General features: G+C 74.9%; 15 protein-coding genes. 7 read left to right on the top strand and 8 right to left on the bottom strand.

Annotation, left to right across the window (positions count from 1 at the left end; translation table 11 throughout):
• Positions 1–13: 13 nt before the first annotated feature.
• Positions 14–1,120: a M20 family metallopeptidase gene (locus AB0P06_RS02520; RefSeq protein WP_363604608.1), complete on the top strand. Its 1,107-nt coding sequence runs from the start codon at positions 14–16 to the stop codon at positions 1,118–1,120.
• Between the two features lie 78 nt (positions 1,121–1,198).
• Here the strand turns inward: AB0P06_RS02520 and AB0P06_RS02515 are convergent, their stop codons facing one another.
• The 6 genes from AB0P06_RS02515 to AB0P06_RS02490 all read right to left on the bottom strand — a co-directional run bounded on the left by AB0P06_RS02515 (position 1,199) and on the right by AB0P06_RS02490 (position 6,777).
• Complete coding sequence (locus AB0P06_RS02515) at positions 1,199–2,026, bottom strand: AMP-binding protein (protein ID WP_363604475.1); 828 nt, start codon at positions 2,024–2,026, stop codon at positions 1,199–1,201.
• Entirely contained in the window at positions 2,026–2,250 is a 225-nt protein-coding gene (locus AB0P06_RS02510) for a phosphopantetheine-binding protein (RefSeq protein ID WP_363604473.1), read from the bottom strand. Before AB0P06_RS02510 ends, AB0P06_RS02515 begins: the two co-directional genes overlap by 1 nt.
• Positions 2,251–2,255: 5 nt before the next feature.
• Positions 2,256–2,888 (bottom strand): isochorismatase family protein, encoded by a 633-nt coding sequence (locus AB0P06_RS02505; RefSeq protein ID WP_363604471.1) that lies wholly within the window; start codon positions 2,886–2,888, stop codon positions 2,256–2,258.
• A gap of 13 nt (positions 2,889–2,901) precedes the next feature.
• A complete protein-coding gene (locus AB0P06_RS02500) occupies positions 2,902–4,608 on the bottom strand; it encodes a (2,3-dihydroxybenzoyl)adenylate synthase (protein WP_363604469.1) in 1,707 nt (568 codons plus the stop codon).
• The gene (gene dhbC, locus AB0P06_RS02495; protein WP_363604607.1) at positions 4,605–5,807 is read right to left on the bottom strand and encodes an isochorismate synthase DhbC; all 1,203 of its coding nucleotides are present in this window, start codon (positions 5,805–5,807) and stop codon (positions 4,605–4,607) included. Before dhbC ends, AB0P06_RS02500 begins: the two co-directional genes overlap by 4 nt.
• A 154-nt stretch (positions 5,808–5,961) precedes the next feature.
• Entirely contained in the window at positions 5,962–6,777 is an 816-nt protein-coding gene (locus AB0P06_RS02490; RefSeq protein ID WP_363604467.1) for a 2,3-dihydro-2,3-dihydroxybenzoate dehydrogenase, read from the bottom strand.
• A 224-nt stretch (positions 6,778–7,001) separates the two neighbouring features.
• Between AB0P06_RS02490 and AB0P06_RS02485 the strand changes: the two genes are divergently transcribed.
• Together AB0P06_RS02485 and AB0P06_RS02480 are read left to right on the top strand one after the other, a co-directional pair.
• Entirely contained in the window at positions 7,002–7,649 is a 648-nt protein-coding gene (locus AB0P06_RS02485; protein ID WP_363604465.1) for a TetR/AcrR family transcriptional regulator, read from the top strand.
• Positions 7,650–7,714: 65 nt separating this feature from the next.
• Positions 7,715–8,416: a siderophore-interacting protein gene (locus tag AB0P06_RS02480; protein ID WP_363604464.1), complete on the top strand. Its 702-nt coding sequence runs from the start codon at positions 7,715–7,717 to the stop codon at positions 8,414–8,416.
• An 18-nt stretch (positions 8,417–8,434) separates the two neighbouring features.
• On the opposite strand, the gene AB0P06_RS02475 is transcribed toward AB0P06_RS02480, so the two are convergent.
• Positions 8,435–8,947, bottom strand: coding sequence for a hypothetical protein (locus AB0P06_RS02475; RefSeq protein WP_363604463.1), 513 nt, complete (start codon positions 8,945–8,947; stop codon positions 8,435–8,437).
• Between the two features lie 495 nt (positions 8,948–9,442).
• Here AB0P06_RS02475 and AB0P06_RS02470 point away from each other — a divergent pair, with 495 nt between their 5' ends.
• Complete coding sequence (locus tag AB0P06_RS02470; protein WP_363604461.1) at positions 9,443–10,162, top strand: alpha/beta fold hydrolase; 720 nt, start codon at positions 9,443–9,445, stop codon at positions 10,160–10,162.
• A gap of 315 nt (positions 10,163–10,477) precedes the next feature.
• On the opposite strand, the gene AB0P06_RS02465 is transcribed toward AB0P06_RS02470, so the two are convergent.
• The gene (locus tag AB0P06_RS02465) at positions 10,478–11,605 is read right to left on the bottom strand and encodes a CapA family protein (protein ID WP_363604460.1); all 1,128 of its coding nucleotides are present in this window, start codon (positions 11,603–11,605) and stop codon (positions 10,478–10,480) included.
• A 218-nt stretch (positions 11,606–11,823) separates the two neighbouring features.
• On the opposite strand from AB0P06_RS02465, the gene AB0P06_RS02460 reads away from it, so the two are divergent.
• The 3 genes from AB0P06_RS02460 to AB0P06_RS02450 all read left to right on the top strand — a co-directional run bounded on the left by AB0P06_RS02460 (position 11,824) and on the right by AB0P06_RS02450 (position 14,417).
• Positions 11,824–12,585 (top strand): universal stress protein, encoded by a 762-nt coding sequence (locus AB0P06_RS02460; protein ID WP_363604459.1) that lies wholly within the window; start codon positions 11,824–11,826, stop codon positions 12,583–12,585.
• 90 nt (positions 12,586–12,675) lie between these two features.
• Positions 12,676–13,923, top strand: a complete 1,248-nt coding sequence (locus AB0P06_RS02455) for a M48 family metalloprotease (RefSeq protein ID WP_363604458.1) — start codon at positions 12,676–12,678, stop codon at positions 13,921–13,923.
• A 71-nt stretch (positions 13,924–13,994) separates the two neighbouring features.
• The gene (locus AB0P06_RS02450; protein WP_363604456.1) at positions 13,995–14,417 is read left to right on the top strand and encodes a MarR family transcriptional regulator; all 423 of its coding nucleotides are present in this window, start codon (positions 13,995–13,997) and stop codon (positions 14,415–14,417) included.
• Positions 14,418–14,446 lie beyond the last annotated feature (29 nt).

Here is a 14,446-nt window from a genome sequence, read left to right as displayed (position 1 = left end):
CGTCAGAACGGCCCTGCGCGCACGCGTCGAGGCCCACCGGGACGAGCTGCTGACGCTCAGCCGGCGCATCCACGCCCACCCGGAGACGGCCTTCGAGGAACACCGCGCGACGGCCTGGTGCGCCGACCTGCTGCGCACCCACGGCTACACCGTCACCGCGCCCGCGCACGGCCTGGAGACCGCGTTCACCGCGAGCACCGGCTCCGGGCCGGTCACCGTCGCCGTGGTCTGCGAGTACGACGCCCTGCCCGGCCTCGGGCACGCCTGCGGCCACAACCTGATCGCCGCCGCCGGGCTCGGCGCCGCCCTCGCCCTCGGACCGGACGCCGACCGGCTCGGACTGACCGTCCGGGTGATCGGCGCCCCCGCCGAGGAACGCGGCGCGGGCAAGGCCCTGCTCCTGGACGCGGGCGCCTTCGCGGGCGTGGACGCCGCGATGATGGTCCATCCCTGCCCGGTCGAGGTCGCCGACTTCCGCTCCTTCGCGCTCGGCACCCTCTCCGTGCGGTACACCGGCCGCGCCGCCCACCCCAGCCTCAACCCGCACGAGGGGCGCAACGCCGCCGACGCGCTCACCGTCGCGCAGGTCGCGCTCGGCCTGCTGCGCCAGCAACTCCCGCCGCAGTGGCGGGTGCACGGCATCACCACCGCCGCCGGGACGGCCCCCAACCTGATCCCGGACACCGCCACCGCCGAGTACGAGATCCGCGCCTCGGCGGCCGAGGACCTGACGGCGCTGCGCGAGCGGGTCGAGGCCTGCTTCCGGGCCGGCGCGCTCGCCACCGGTTGCGAGGTCTCGCTCACCCGGCCCGAGCCCGACTACCTGGACTTCCGCGGCGACCCGGGGCTGCTCGCCCTCTGGCGGGCGAACGCGGCCGCGCTGGGCCGCCCGGAGCCGGTCGAGAGCGGACCGTTCGCCTGCACCGACATGGGCAACGTCTCGCACGCCGTGCCCGCGATCCACCCGGTGCTCGACATCACCGGCGGCGCCTGCGCCCCGCACGAGCCGGCCTTCGCCGAGGCCGCCGTCTCCCCCGAGGCCGACCGCGCCGTCCTGGACGGCGCGGTCGCGATGGCCTGGACGGCGGCCGACTTCGCGGCGGCCCGGCTCGGCGGGTAGCGGCCGGGCAGGCGGCTGCCCGGGCAGCCGCTCGGCGGGCGGCTCGGCGGGCGGCTCGGCGGCTCGGCGGGCGGCCGCTCAGCCGGTGGCCGCGACGGCCAGGTGAACGGGCGCCGGTGCCGGCCGCAGCTCACCGAGCACCGCCGGAGCCGCCCGCAGCGCGGTGACACCCAACTCCCGTACCAGCTCGCCGATCTCGGCCGGACTCTCCGGGTCGGCGAGCACCACGGCCGCCCCCGTACGCAGCGGCCAGAAGAACTCCCAGAGCGGCAGCCCGAGTTGCAGGACCCGGTCGCCGACGCCCAGCCCGTAGGCGGCCTGGAGGTCCCGCACCCGGCGGTCCACCTCCGCGTGCGCGACCGGGACGCCGGCCGGCCGGCCGCCGGGGCCGTAGCCCAGGCAGACGGGGTGCTGCGGGGTCAGCGCCCGTGGCGGGTCGGTGGCCAGCAGCCCGGCCAGCTCGCCCTCCTGCGGCCGGACGGCACCGGGCACGCCCTCCCCCAGCACACAGACCGGGGCCGCGTCCGCGAGCACCCAGGAGAGCCGGCCGGGGGCGTCGTCCCGGTCCAACGGCAGGTATGCGGCACCGGACTTGGCCACCGCCAGCAGCGCGGGCAGCAGCTCGGCCGGGCGGGTGAGCGCCAGGCCGACGACCGTGCCGGGGCGGGCGCCGAGGCCGGTCAGGTGCCGGGCCATCCGGTTGGCGGCCGCGTTCAGCTCGCCGTAGCGGACCACCGAGCCGTCGGCCAGCACCAGCGCGGCGGCACCGGGCGTCCGGGCGGCCTGCGCCTCGATCGGGCCGACCGCGGTGGTCGGCGGCCGCTTCAGCCCTGCGGTGGCAGGCCCGGCGGTGGCAGGCCCGGCGACGGGCGCGGCGGCCGTCCCGGCCACGAGCGCGGTGTCCATCAGGCCGCGCCGAGCAGCTCGGCCCAGGCCCCGACGGCCGGACGCTCGGCCAGCTGGAGGTAGGCCACCTCCGCGCCCTCGGCCCGCCAGCGCTCGGCGAGCGCCATCAGCCGCACCGAGTCCAGGCCCCAGTCCGCCAGGTTCTCGTCCAGCGGGATGTCCGCCGGGTCCTCTCCGAGCAGGTCCGCGACCTCGGCCCGGATGCGCTCCACGGTGAAGGCCATACCCGTCACTTCCCTTCCAGCACTGCGTCGGTGGTGGTGACCAGGCCGCAGCGGCCGGCCACCCAGGAGAGCGCGGCACGGTGCTCGGCCTCGCTGAAGTCGGCGACCGCGTCGGCCACCACAAAGGCCTGGATGTCACGCATCCAGGCGTCGCAGGCGGTGGCCTGGACCCCGATGTGCGCGTACACGCCGGTGATCACCAGTTGGTCGCGGCCCTGCTCGCGCAGCAGTTCGTCCAGCCCGGTGCGGACGAAGGCGCTGTACTTCCACTTGGTGAGCACGGTGTCGTGGCCGGCCGGGGCGACGGCGTCGGCGATGGCCGCCGCGCGCGGGTCGTCCGGGATGCCCGGGCCCCAGAAGTCCTGCTGGAGGCCGCGCTCGGCCGGGCTCTGGCCGCCGGGCTGCGCCGAGTAGACGACGGGGATGCCCAGGCGGTCGGCCTGCCGGCGCAACCGGCCGACGTTCCCGAAGAGTTCGGTGACGGGAGCGGCGCCGGTGTCGAAGGCGTTCATGAAGTGGTTCTGCAGGTCGTGCACCAGCAGCACCGCACGGGACGGGTCGACCGTCCAGGCGACCCGGTTGGCCGGCAGGCCGTCGGCGGAGGGCATGGGATAGGAGGGGATGCGGGGCAGACCCACGGCGGTGCTTCCTTCAGCTGGTAGGGGCGGGGCGGAGGGTGGCGGCGATGGCCGCGCGCAGGTCCTTCTTGCTGACCTTGCCGATCCCGGTGGCGGGGAAGGCCTCGACGAACTCGACCCGGTCCGGGACCTTGAAGTCGGCCAGGCCGCGCCCGCGGACGAAGCGCTTCAGCTCGATCGCCTTCGGCGGCGTCGGGCGGGCCTCCGCGCGCAGCACGACATAGGCGCAGGTGCGCTCGCCGAGGTACGGGTCGGGCATCGACACCACGGCGGCGTCGTGCACGGCCGGGTGGGCGAGCAGGTGGTTCTCGATCTCCTCGGCGGCGACCTTCTCGCCGCCCCGGTTGATCTGGTCCTTCGCCCGCCCCTCGACCACCAGGTGGCCGGTGGCGGTCCGCCGGACGAGGTCCCCGGTGCGGTAGAAGCCCTCCCCGGTGAAGGAGTTGGCGTTGTGCTCCGGCGCGTTCCAGTAGCCGCGGATGGTGTACGGGCCGCGGGTGAGCAGATGGCCGGTGGCGCCGGCGGGCAGGTCCGCGCCCTGGTCGTCGACCACCCGGATCTCGTCGTCCGGGGAGATCGGCAGGCCCTGGGTGGAGACGATCACCTCCTCCGGGTCGTCCAGCCGGGTGTAGTTGACCAGGCCCTCGGCCATCCCGAACACCTGCTGGAGCGTGCAGCCCAGCACCGGGCGGACCCGGCGGGCCGCCTCCTCGCTGAACTTGGCGCCGCCGACCAGCAGCACCTCCAGGCTGTCCAGTCGGGGCGCGCCGGCCAGGCCGCGCCCGCGCTCGGCCGCGTCCAGCCAGAGCAGCGCCAGCGGCGGCACCAGGCCGGTGATGGTCACGCCCTCCCGCTCGATCAGCGGGAACGCCGTCTCGGGGCCCGGCTGCGGGCAGAGCACCACCCGGCCGCCCGCGTACAGCGTGCCGAGCGTGCCCGGCGAGCTGAGCGGGAAGTTGTGCGCGGCGGGCAGCACGCAGAGGTAGACGCTGTCCTCGTCCACCGCGCACAGCTCCACCGAGCCGCGCAGCGAGTAGATGTAGTCGTCGTGGGTGCGCGGGATCAGCTTGGGCACGCCGGTGCTGCCGCCGGAGAGCTGGAGGAAGGCGACGTCCTCCGGGCGCGGCTCGGCGTCGGGCCCCGGCCCGTCGGACGGCACGTCCGCCAGCCGGACGTGCTCCCCCGGGTCCTCGCCGGCCACCAGGACCAGCCGCAGCGACGGGTTCTCCGACCGGACGCGGGAGGCCAGTTCACGGTAGTCGAAGCCGTTCTCGACGGCCGGGACGACATAGGCCGCGGCACCGGTGAACCCGCAGAAGTAGCCGATCTCGGTGTACCGGTGGGCGGGCAGCGCGAAGACCGGCAGCGCGCCGATCCGGAACAGCGCGAAGACCACCTCGAAGAACTCGGCGGTGTTGGGCAGCTGGACCACCACCCGGTCACCCCTGCCGATCCCCCGGGCGAGCAGGCCGGCGGCCATCCGGTCGGCCCGGCGGTCGAGTTCGGCGTACGACCAGCGGCGCCCGCCCTCCGGAGCGGAAGGGCCGGACAGGCCGGACGGATCGACGATCGCGATCCGCTCGCCGTGGGCGGCGGCCCGCTCGCGCAGCATCCGGCCGAAGGTCTCGCCGCGCCAGTACCCGGCGGCGCGGTAGCGCTCGGCGAACTCGGCGGGGTACGGGGTGAATCCGGGGAACTCCACCGGCTGGGCGCTGCTCATCGCGGCACCCCCGCGGCGTCCAGGAAGGTACGGAACTTGGCGCTGGTCTCGGCGAGTTCGGCCTCCGGCCGGGACTCGGCGACCACCCCCGCCCCCGCGTACACGCGCAGCGTGCGCTCCTCCGCCTCCGCGCAGCGGATGGTGACCACCCACTCGCCGTCACCGTCCGCGTCGCCCCAGCCGACCATGCCGGTGTACAGGCCGCGGTCGAAGGGCTCCACCTCGCCGATCACGGTGCGGGCGAGCGGAGTCGGGGTGCCGCAGACGGCCGGGGTCGGGTGCAGCGCGGTGGCCAGCTCCAGCGCCGAGACGGCCGGGTCGGCCAGCTCGCCGGTGATCGTGGTGGCCAGGTGCCACATCGCGGCCGTACGGACCAGGGTCGGCCGCTCCGGCACGTCCAGCGTGCGGCAGTACGGCGCCAGCGCCGCGCGGATGGCGTCCACCACGACGGCGTGCTCGTGCAGGTCCTTGGGGGACTCCAGCAGCCCGGCCGCCCTGCGGACGTCCTCGCCGAGGTCGGCGCTGCGCGGCACCGAGCCGGCCAGCGGGTTGGCCAGCACGGCCGTTCCCCGGCGGGAGAGCAGCAGTTCGGGGCTGGCGCCGATCAGCGTCCGGCCGCCGCCGGCGGGCACCGCGAAGGTGTAGCCGCCCGGGTCGCGGCGGCCCAGCCGCTGCAGGATCGTGGGCAGGTCGAGCGGGCGGTCGGCACTCAGCTCCAGCGTCCGGGCGAGCACCACCTTGCTCAACTCGCCGCCGCGCAGCCGCTCGACGGCCGCCGCGACGCCGGCACCGTACGCGGCCGGCTCGGGCACCGGGCGGACCAGCCACTCCACCCGGTCGGCCGCCGGGGCGGGCAGCGCGATCAGCGGGTCGTCGCGCAGCGCGCCGCACCGGCGGACCAGCGCGGGGACGGCCAGCTCGGCCCGGCTGTCGTGGTCGAACGCCACCGCGCCGACCACCAGCGGGTGTTCGACCCCGTCGCGGCGGGCCCGGGCGAGCGTCTCGGCGACCCGCACCGGCAGCGGGCGCCCGTCCTGCGGGACCCTGGCGTGCACGCCCTCGGTGAGCAGCGTGCGGGTCGGTGAGGCGAAGAACGCCTCGTCGGGCGCGGCCCGGTACTGGCCCAGCAGCCCGCTGGCCGCGCCGATGACGGTGTGGTCCGTCCCGGCGGGGGCGTGATGCACCGTGGTCACCTGGATTCTCCAGTCTGCGAGTGGCCGCCGGGCGCCGTTGTCGGCCGGCCGGCGGGTGGTGTGGTTCGGGCTCTGCGGTGGCGGGGGTGCGCGTCGCGGTGTCCCGGGGTTCCGGGGTGTCGGGGTTCCGGGTGTCCCGGGGCCCTGGTGTGCCGTGGGGTCAGGCGCGCAGGGTGGCGCCGCCGTCCACGTACAGGTCGTGCATGGTGATGTGCCGCGCCCGGTCGGAGACCAGGAAGGCCACCGCCTCGGCGATGTCGGCGGGCGCGGCGATCCGGCCGAGCGGGATGCCCACCCGGTAGCCGGCCGGATCGCCGTCGATGACCCGCTGTTCGGCGGCCCCCGCGTCGCCCTGCCAGAGCGCCCGCTGCATGTCGGTGTCGGTGGATCCCGGCGAGACGATGTTGCAGCGCACGCCGGAGCGGGCGAGCTCCAGCCCCAGACAGCGGGTGAACATGGTGGCCGCCGCCTTGGAGGCCGCGTAGGCGGCCATGCCGGTACGCGGCACCCCGGCGGCGTTGGACCCGACGGTGACGATGGCGCCGGTACCGCGTTCCGCCATCCGGCGGCCGACCGCCCGGCAGGTGTGGAACACCCCGTTGGTGTTGACGGCGAAGGTGTCCACCCAGTCCTCGTCGGAGAGTTCGACGGCGGGCGCGGCGCGCAGGATGCCGGCGACGTTCACCAGGATTCCCAGGGGGCCGAGTTGACTTTCCATCAGGGAGACGGCCGCCTCGACGGCGGCGGCGTCGGTGACGTCCAGGACGTAGGGCCGGACGGGCCGCCCGACGCCGTCGGACCCGTGCACGGATGCGCCCGCCAGCTCGTCCGCGAGGGCGGCGAGCGGGCCCGGGTTGCGGTCCACGGCGGCGACGACGGCCCCGGCGGCGACGAGCGCACGCGTCACGGCCGCGCCGATACCCTGCCCGGCGCCGGTGACCATCGCAACGGTACCGGCCAGTTCGGACTGCTGCACAGGAAATCCCCTCCGACCAGCGACATTAGGCAAGGCTAACCTAACACAGCTGTTCGACCAGGCCGAGAGGGCTGCGGGTCCGTCAACTTGCGGACCGCCACCTCCACTCCGGAGGCGAGGCCGCGTACGGAGTTCGCGCCGGGCGGTCCACGCCGAGCCTTCGCGACCGGGCCTTGAACCTGGACGCAACGTTGCGGCTGGTGTGGCGGAAGGGGCATGAGAGGATGGCCCCGATCAGACCCCCCGGCCGGCAACCCCACCGGCCCGCCCGTGAGGACGTCAGCACCATCGCCGCCCAGCCCCGCCCCGCCACCGGCAGCAGCTCCACCAGCAGCCGCCGCAGCGAGGCCGCGCGCCTGGCCGTGCTGAACGCCGCCGACGACCTCCTGATGGAGCACGGCTTCGAGGCCCTCACCATCGAGGGCATCGCCGCCGCCGCCGGGGTCGCCAAGCAGACGATCTACCGCTGGTGGAAGTCCAAGGTCGACATCCTCTTCGACAACCTGGTCCTGGACGCCACCCCCGCCCTCGCCTGGCCCGAGGCCCCCTCCACCCCCGCCGACCTGCGCGCGTACGTCCACCGCTTCGCCGTCCTCCTCGGCGAGGAACCGGCCGGCCGCGTCCTCCAGGCCCTCCTCGGCCACGCCCAACTCGACGCCCGCACGGCGGAGTTGCTGCACACCGGCTTCCTCGACGAACTGCGCACCCGGGACGTCGCGCACACCCGGGCCTGTCTGGCCGTCTCCGCCGACGAAGCCGCCGTCGTCCTCGACACCCTGCTCGCCCCGCTCTACCACCGCGCCCTGGTGCTGCGCCGCCCGCTCGACCGGGCCTTCGTCGACGCGCTGCTCGACCAGCACCTCAAGGGCTGAGCCCGCCCCTCCCCGCCTCCCTCCACCGGCCCGTGTCCGCCTCCGGGCCCGATCAGGAGTACGCCGTGTTCGGCCGTTCCCGCCCGACCCGCCCGACCCACGACGCCGAGGTCATCGCCGTCACCCCGCTGACCTCCACCCTCGTCCGGCTCACCTCCACCGGCCCCACCCTGCCCGGCCTCGGCATCGAACACCCCACCCAGTGGGTCAAGTTGGCGATCCCCGAAGGCCACTCCCGCGCCTACACCATCCGCCACCACCGCCCCGAGCAGCACGAGGTGGACATCGACATCGTCCTCCACGGCAACGGCCCGCTCGCCCGCTGGGCGTCCATCGCCGGCCTCGGCGACCGCGCCCGCCTCGCCGGCCCCAGCGGCCGCTACTCGCCCCTCGACGGCGCCACCCACCTGCTCCTCGCCGCCGACGAAAGCGCCCTGCCCGCCGCCCTCACCATCCTCGAACAACTCCCGCCGACCGTAAGGGTGTCCGCCTACGTCGAGATCGCCGCCCCGGCCGACACCCTCCCCATCGCCACCCGCGCCGACCTCACCACCATCCGGCTCCCCCGCAACGGCTCCCCCAAGGGCCGCCTCCTCACCGACGCCGTCCTCACGGCGTCGCCCGACCCTCAAGCCGCCTGGCTCGCCGGCGAGTCCACCGCCGTCACCACCATCCGCCGACACCTCCTCGACACCTGCGGCTACCCCCGCGAACTCGTCCAGGCCAAGGGCTACTGGAAGCAGGGCGAAGCCGACCACAAGGGCTGACGCCCGGCCTCGCAGCCGTCAGTAGCACACCTCGTGCCGCTGTTCGGCCAGCACGGTCGCCGCCAGCGAAGCCAGTGCGCGGGTGTGCGCCGCCTGCTCCGCAGGGGACTCCGGCCAGGTAGCGGGGTCCGACATGACCGTGACGAACGCGGCCAGGTCGCGCGTACCGGGGCAGTAGTCCACCTGAGAGGCGCCGCCCAGACTGGCCACCACCCCCTTGGCGATCATCTTCCTGGTGTCCATACCGGTCGTATCGGTCGAGGTCGGCCGATTCGGATCCTGGCCGAACATCAGGACGGTGACGGCCCCTTCCCCGTCCACCGAGATCACGCACAAGACCTTCCCGTGCCCCGACATCTCGGACACCTCACGCGTCTCCACCCCCCGCCGCCCCTTGGGCAGCACGACGCCGAGCGGGCTCTTGTCCGCCCTCGGCAACCCGCAGAGCGACTGCTTCAACTCGGGCTCGTCCCACACCCCGGCCACAAAGGCGACCCCGGTCACTACGGCCGCGACGACCACAGCCGCCACCCCGCCGACCACCCAGCGCCGCCGCCCACCACCACGTCTCACCCCGGAGGACGCCACCTCAACACCCGTCATACGACCAGCCCCCCCGCCGAGCCTCAACGCCCAGTTTTCGTGATCACCAGAGCGTAGCGCCCCCACCTGGCACCAAGCTCCCGATTTCAGCCCTGGGGAGCGGCCCCGCACATACGGGGAGCAGGCCCACGCCCGGTCGGCGGTGTCCACCCACTGGGGACCAACCCCGCGTGTGCGGGGAGCAGTCGTCTTCTCCTCAGATCTCTTCTTGCAGGGCGGGACCAACCCCGCTGCCGTCCGGTCGATCACGCCAACGAGCCGGCCACCCCCGGACGCTCCAACCGGCCGCCGGTGGTGCAGGGGCCGCGCAGTATCGTCGGGAGTGCCGAGTGCGGCCACTCGGCCCGCGAGCCCTGGGCGGGGCGGCCCGCTTCGTGCCACGGTCTCCCGCCATCCGCAGCTCGGACAACGGAGGTACCGCACATGAACGCTGACACCGACCGGCCGACCTTCCTGCTGGTCCACGGGGCCTGGCACGGAGCCTGGTGCTGGGACTCCGTACGCGCCGCGCTCGACGCCGACGGCTGGCGGTCCCACACCGTCGACCTGCCCAGCGCCAATCCCCCGGCCGGCCGGCACGACGGCGCCCGCCCGGCGGGCATGCTGGACGACGCGGACGCCATCCGGGACAGCCTCCGGCGCATCGACGGCCCGGTGGTGGTGGTCGCCCACTCCTACGGCGGCGTCCCCACCACGGAGGTCATCGCGGATGCCGCGAACGTGGTGGGGGCGGTGTACCTCGCCGCTTTCCAACTGGACGTGGGCGAGAGCATGTTCACGTTCCTCGGAACGCCCGCGCCGGGCGACGGCACGGGCCACACCCCGCCGTACGAGGACGCCCGGCGAATACTCTTCGCCGACGTGCCCGAGGCCGATGCCGACCGCGCCGTGGCCCGGCTGCGCCCGCAGAGCATCCGGTCCTTCACCGAGCGGGTGACCACGGCAGGGTGGCGTACCGTGCCCTCCAGCTACGTCGTCTGCGACCGCGACCAGGCGCTCGAACCGTCCCGGCAGCGCGAACTCGCCACGCGCGCCGATTCCGTCCACCGACTGCCGAGCAGCCACTCGCCGTTCCTCTCCATGCCCCGGCGACTTGCCACTCTCCTGGGCCGGATCGCCACCTCCGACTTCCCCACCCCGTGACGATGACTCGCCCCGTCCCAGCTGTCGATCCGACGGGGCAAGCGGCACCTCGAAGCGCTGAACAGACGTGGCGGACGGGGAAAATGTGGCACTTTCCGGGACCAACCCCGCGCGTGCGGGGAGCAGCCGGCGCCGGCTCTGCCGCCGGTCCTGACCGTGGGACCAACCCCGCGCGTGCGGGGAGCAGGCTTACTGAGCTGCAACTTTAGCCGGGGGGCGCGCTCCGGGAAGCAACTTTCATCGGGTCGGACATTGCGGACGAGAGGGCCCGCGATCCGGAAAGCAGCGCGACGGCCACCGATGCCGTGAGCGTACTCAGCGTGCCGCAGCGGGGGCCGGGGTGAGGCCGGTGCAGCCGCGCAGGGCGTCGCGGCGTTTGAGGGCGGCTTCGGCGGCGGGGCCGGTCTGCGGGACGGGGACGCCCTGGCCGTCGATGGTGGCCGGGGTGAACGTTTCTCCGGTCACCTTGCCCGCCGCAGTCAGGGTCAGGGTGGTGACACCGGTCTCGTTGGAGAAGGCGTAGTTGGAGGTGCCGTACCAGAGGAAGTTGCCGAAGCCGTACCCGATGTAGGTGTTGCCGAGCATGCCCGAGCCCAGCATGGTGTGGGCGTGCGTGCCGACGACGGCGGTGGCGCCCGCCGCCGCGAGCTTCTTGGCGATGGCGGTCTGGGCACCGGTCGGACAGGCCTTGCCCTCGTCGCCCCAGTGCAGGTAGACGAGGACGACGGGGGCCTGCTGCTTGGCCGTCTCGACCGCCTTGGTCAGCGCCGCCGTGTCCAGGGCCGACGCGATGCCCGGCTTGTTGGCGCCGGCCCGCCACTTCTGGTTGGTGAGGTCCTCGACCTGGCTGGCCGCGACCACGGCGACCTTCACCCCGCGCACGGTGGTGACGTACGGGGCGTACGCCTCCTTGGCGTTGCGCCCGACGCCGATGACCGGGACCGGGGAGGAGGCCTTGGCGGCGAGGGTGTCGGTGAGGCCGTCCGCGCCGAAGTCCACCGCGTGGTTGTTGGCCATCGAGACGACGTCGACGCCGGAGTCCTTGAGCGCGGTGAGCGCCTTGGGCGAGGTGCGGAAGGTGTAGGTCTTCGGTTCGGGGGCGCCGCGGTCGGTGATCGCGGTCTCCAGGTTGAGGACGGCGAGATCCGCGTCGGAGAGGGTCTGGGAGATCGGGCCGAGTGCCTGGTCCGGCGCCTTCACGGCGAGCCGGGCCTCGGTGCGGCCCTCGAAGTGGACGTCACCGGCGAACGCCACGGTGATGCTGCCGTCGGGGCGGGGGGCGCTGGGTTTGCCGGAGGGCGTCGCGCCGTCGGCCCCGCCGGTGCCGGTGGCCGGGGGTTTGGCCGCGTCGGCGGCAGGGGCCGGGGCGGGGTCGTCGGGTCCACAGGCGGCCAGGGGTATCAGCCCGAGCAGCAGTGCGACAGCGGCCGCGACACGGCGCATGGAACGTCCCCCCGGGGTCGATTCGAGAGCGGTCAGCCTACGCCACTCCCCCGCGCCCCCTCCGCCCCACGGCCGCGTCGAGGAAACGACGCGAACGCCCGAACAGGCCCGCCGGGCCCAACCGGCCCGCCCGAACAGGCCACCCCGTCCCTGGCACGCGGGCCGCACCCGCGCGCAGCGTGGAGGGGGGACGGCACGGCAGGTCGAGGTGGTGGGTCATGGGCGGCGGGGAAGCCGGCTGCGGCCGGCGGATCGTGGTCGGGATCGACGGCTCGGCGCCCTCGAAGGCGGCCCTGCGCTGGGCGGTCGGGCAGGCGACGCTGACGGGCGCGGTGGTGCACGTGGTGGCGGCGTGGGAGTACCCGGCGCTGTACGGGTGGTTCGCGCCCATGACGGACAACGGGTTCGAGGAGTCGGCGCGCCGCACCCTGACCGCCGAGGTGGACGAGGTGGTCGGCGCGGACCGGCCGGTGGAGATCCGGGAGAGCCTGGTGCTCGGGCACGCGGCCGAGGTGCTGCTGGAGGCCGCCGAGAACGCCGACCTGCTGGTCCTCGGCAGCCGCGGGCGCGGCACGTTCGCCCGGACGCTGCTGGGTTCGGTGAGCGTCCGCTGCGCCGTGCACGGCGCCTGCCCGGTGGTGATCGTCCGCGCGGACGGCACCGCCTCGGCGGCGCCGAGGGCGGTCGCCGCGACGGACACGACGGCCGGCCCCGGGGCGACCGGCGGCAGCACCGTCCGCACCAAGGACTGGCAGTTGAACCTGCACGTGGTCGAGGACCGCGACACCACCCGGGTGCACGCCGTCCTCGACGCCGACGGCACCCTGCTGCACAGCGACGCGCAGGCCCGGCGCAATCCGCGCGACGAACCGGCCCCGGCGGTCGGGGACGAGTTCGCCGTCGGCCGGGCGCTGGTCGACCTCGGCCACCAGCTGCTCCGCGCGGGCACCCACGGGGCCACCGAGCCCGCGGAGGGGTGAGGACCGGGCGCGGTGCGTCATGCTGAACCCCGGAAGGCGCCGGACGGCGCGGGAGCACGGCGACGGACACCGGGAGCGGCAGGCACCCCCATGGAGAGCAGCACCGAGAGCGGTACGGAGAACAGCGGTACGGAGAGCAGCAGCACCGAGAGCACCGGCCACCTGGCGCCCCCCGCCGCCGACTTCACCCCCGCCCAGCGCGCCCGGGGCCGCGCGCTGCGCCGCGCCCAGCTGCCCTGGGCGCTGGGCGGCCGGCTGACCGGCCTGGCGCTGACGCTGGCCCTCGGGCTGACCCCGGCCGGGGCCGGCCTGGTGACGGCGGCGGGCGGCCGGTTCGGCGGTTCCCGGACGGCGGAGGTGCTGGCGGGGGCGGCGGTCCTGGTCGTCCTCGGCCAGGCGGCACAGCTGCCCTTCGGGGCGGGCGCCCGGTCGGTCCGGGCCCGGTTCGGGCTGGTGACGCAGGGCTGGGGCGGCTGGGCGGTGGACGCCCTGCGCGGGCTGGCGCTGGCCCTGGTGCTGGCGCTGCCGGTGGTGTTCGGGCTGTTCGCGCTCACCGCCTGGTCGCCGGAGCGCTGGTGGCTCCCGGCGGCGGGCGCGGCGGCGCTGCTGACGGCGGCCCTGTCCTTCCTCCATCCGCTGCTCGTCGAGCCGGTGTTCAACCGCTTCACGCCGATGCCGCCGGGCCCCCAGCGCGAGGCGCTGCTCGCGCTCGCCGAGCGGGACGGCGTCCGGGTGCGGGACGTGCTGGTGGCGGACGCGTCCCGCCGGACGACGGCGCTCAACGCGTACGTCTCGGGGCTGGGCGCGACCCGCCGGATCGTCGCGTACGACACGCTGCTGTCGACCGCCGAGCCGCGTGAGGTGGAGCTGGTGGTGGCGCACGAACTCGGGCACGTCAGGCACCGGGACGTGCTGACCGGGACGCTGCTGGGCGCGGCCGGGGCCGTCGTGGTGGTCTGCCTGCTGGGGCTGCTCACCGGCTGGGGCCCGTTGCTGTCGGCGGCGGGGGCGGCGGACGCGGCCGATCCGCGCTCGCTGCCGCTGCTGGCGGCGTGCGCCGCGCTGCTGGGCGCCCTGTCGGGGCCGGTACAGTGCGCGGTGAGCCGTCGGATCGAGGCCAGGGCGGACCGGCATGCACTCGAACTCACCTCGGACACCGAGCAGTTCATCGCGATGCAGCGCAGACTGGCACTGGCCAACGTGTCCGATGTCGACCCGCCCCGGATGCTTGAGCTACTGTTCGCCACTCATCCGAGTGCGACCCGCCGGATCGCGGCCGCCCGCGCCTGGCAGGTGGCGGTCGATCGGGCGGGACATCGGGCGGGACAGGTCGGCTGAGCCCCGGCAGGCGGCAGTGGACCCGAGAATCGTTGTATAGTGCAACAAATTCCCGAGGAGGTAGGACCACCGTGCCCGGCCGCGAGACGTCGATCGACACCATCCAGCGCGAGCTGACCGCCTTCGCCCGGCGCGCCCGGCACAAGGCCTCCCAGCTGCACCCGGACCTCTCCCTGGTCACCTACAGCATCCTCGACCTGATCAACGAGCGCGGCGGCTGCCGGGCCGCCGACGTGGCCTCGCACTTCATGCTCGACAAGTCGACCGTCAGCCGTCAGGTCGGCGCCCTGGAGAAGCTCGGCCTGCTGCGCCGCGAGACCGACCCGGACGACCAGCGGGGCCAGATCCTGCGCGCCACCGAGGCCGGGCTGACCCTGCTGCGCGAGGCGAACGAACAGCGCCGGATCTCCTTCACCGCCCGCTTCACCGACTGGTCGGACGAGGACGTCGCCCGCTTCGCCCAGTACCTGGCGCGGTACGGCGCCGAGGGCTGACCCGACCGGCCCGGAGGCGCCGCAGCAGC

The sequence above is a fragment of the Kitasatospora sp. NPDC088351 genome (genome assembly GCF_040685575.1).
Classification (GTDB): domain Bacteria; phylum Actinomycetota; class Actinomycetes; order Streptomycetales; family Streptomycetaceae; genus Kitasatospora.
Note: the sequence above shows the minus strand (reverse complement) of the source record. Positions and strands in the feature narration are given on the sequence as shown.

What these genes read in the sequence shown, in the direction of transcription:
- AB0P06_RS02515 (WP_363604475.1), bottom strand. Translation starts at nt 2,026, where the DNA reads ATGGACACCGCGCTCGTGGCCGGGACGGCCGCCGCGCCCGTCGCCGGG.
- AB0P06_RS02510 (WP_363604473.1), bottom strand. Translation starts at nt 2,250, where the DNA reads ATGGCCTTCACCGTGGAGCGCATCCGGGCCGAGGTCGCGGACCTGCTC.
- AB0P06_RS02500 (WP_363604469.1), bottom strand. Translation starts at nt 4,608, where the DNA reads ATGAGCAGCGCCCAGCCGGTGGAGTTCCCCGGATTCACCCCGTACCCC.
- AB0P06_RS02485 (WP_363604465.1), top strand. Translation starts at nt 7,002, where the DNA reads ATGGCCCCGATCAGACCCCCCGGCCGGCAACCCCACCGGCCCGCCCGT.
- AB0P06_RS02470 (WP_363604461.1), top strand. Translation starts at nt 9,443, where the DNA reads ATGAACGCTGACACCGACCGGCCGACCTTCCTGCTGGTCCACGGGGCC.
- AB0P06_RS02465 (WP_363604460.1), bottom strand. Translation starts at nt 11,605, where the DNA reads ATGCGCCGTGTCGCGGCCGCTGTCGCACTGCTGCTCGGGCTGATACCC.
- AB0P06_RS02460 (WP_363604459.1), top strand. Translation starts at nt 11,824, where the DNA reads ATGGGCGGCGGGGAAGCCGGCTGCGGCCGGCGGATCGTGGTCGGGATC.
- AB0P06_RS02455 (WP_363604458.1), top strand. Translation starts at nt 12,676, where the DNA reads ATGGAGAGCAGCACCGAGAGCGGTACGGAGAACAGCGGTACGGAGAGC.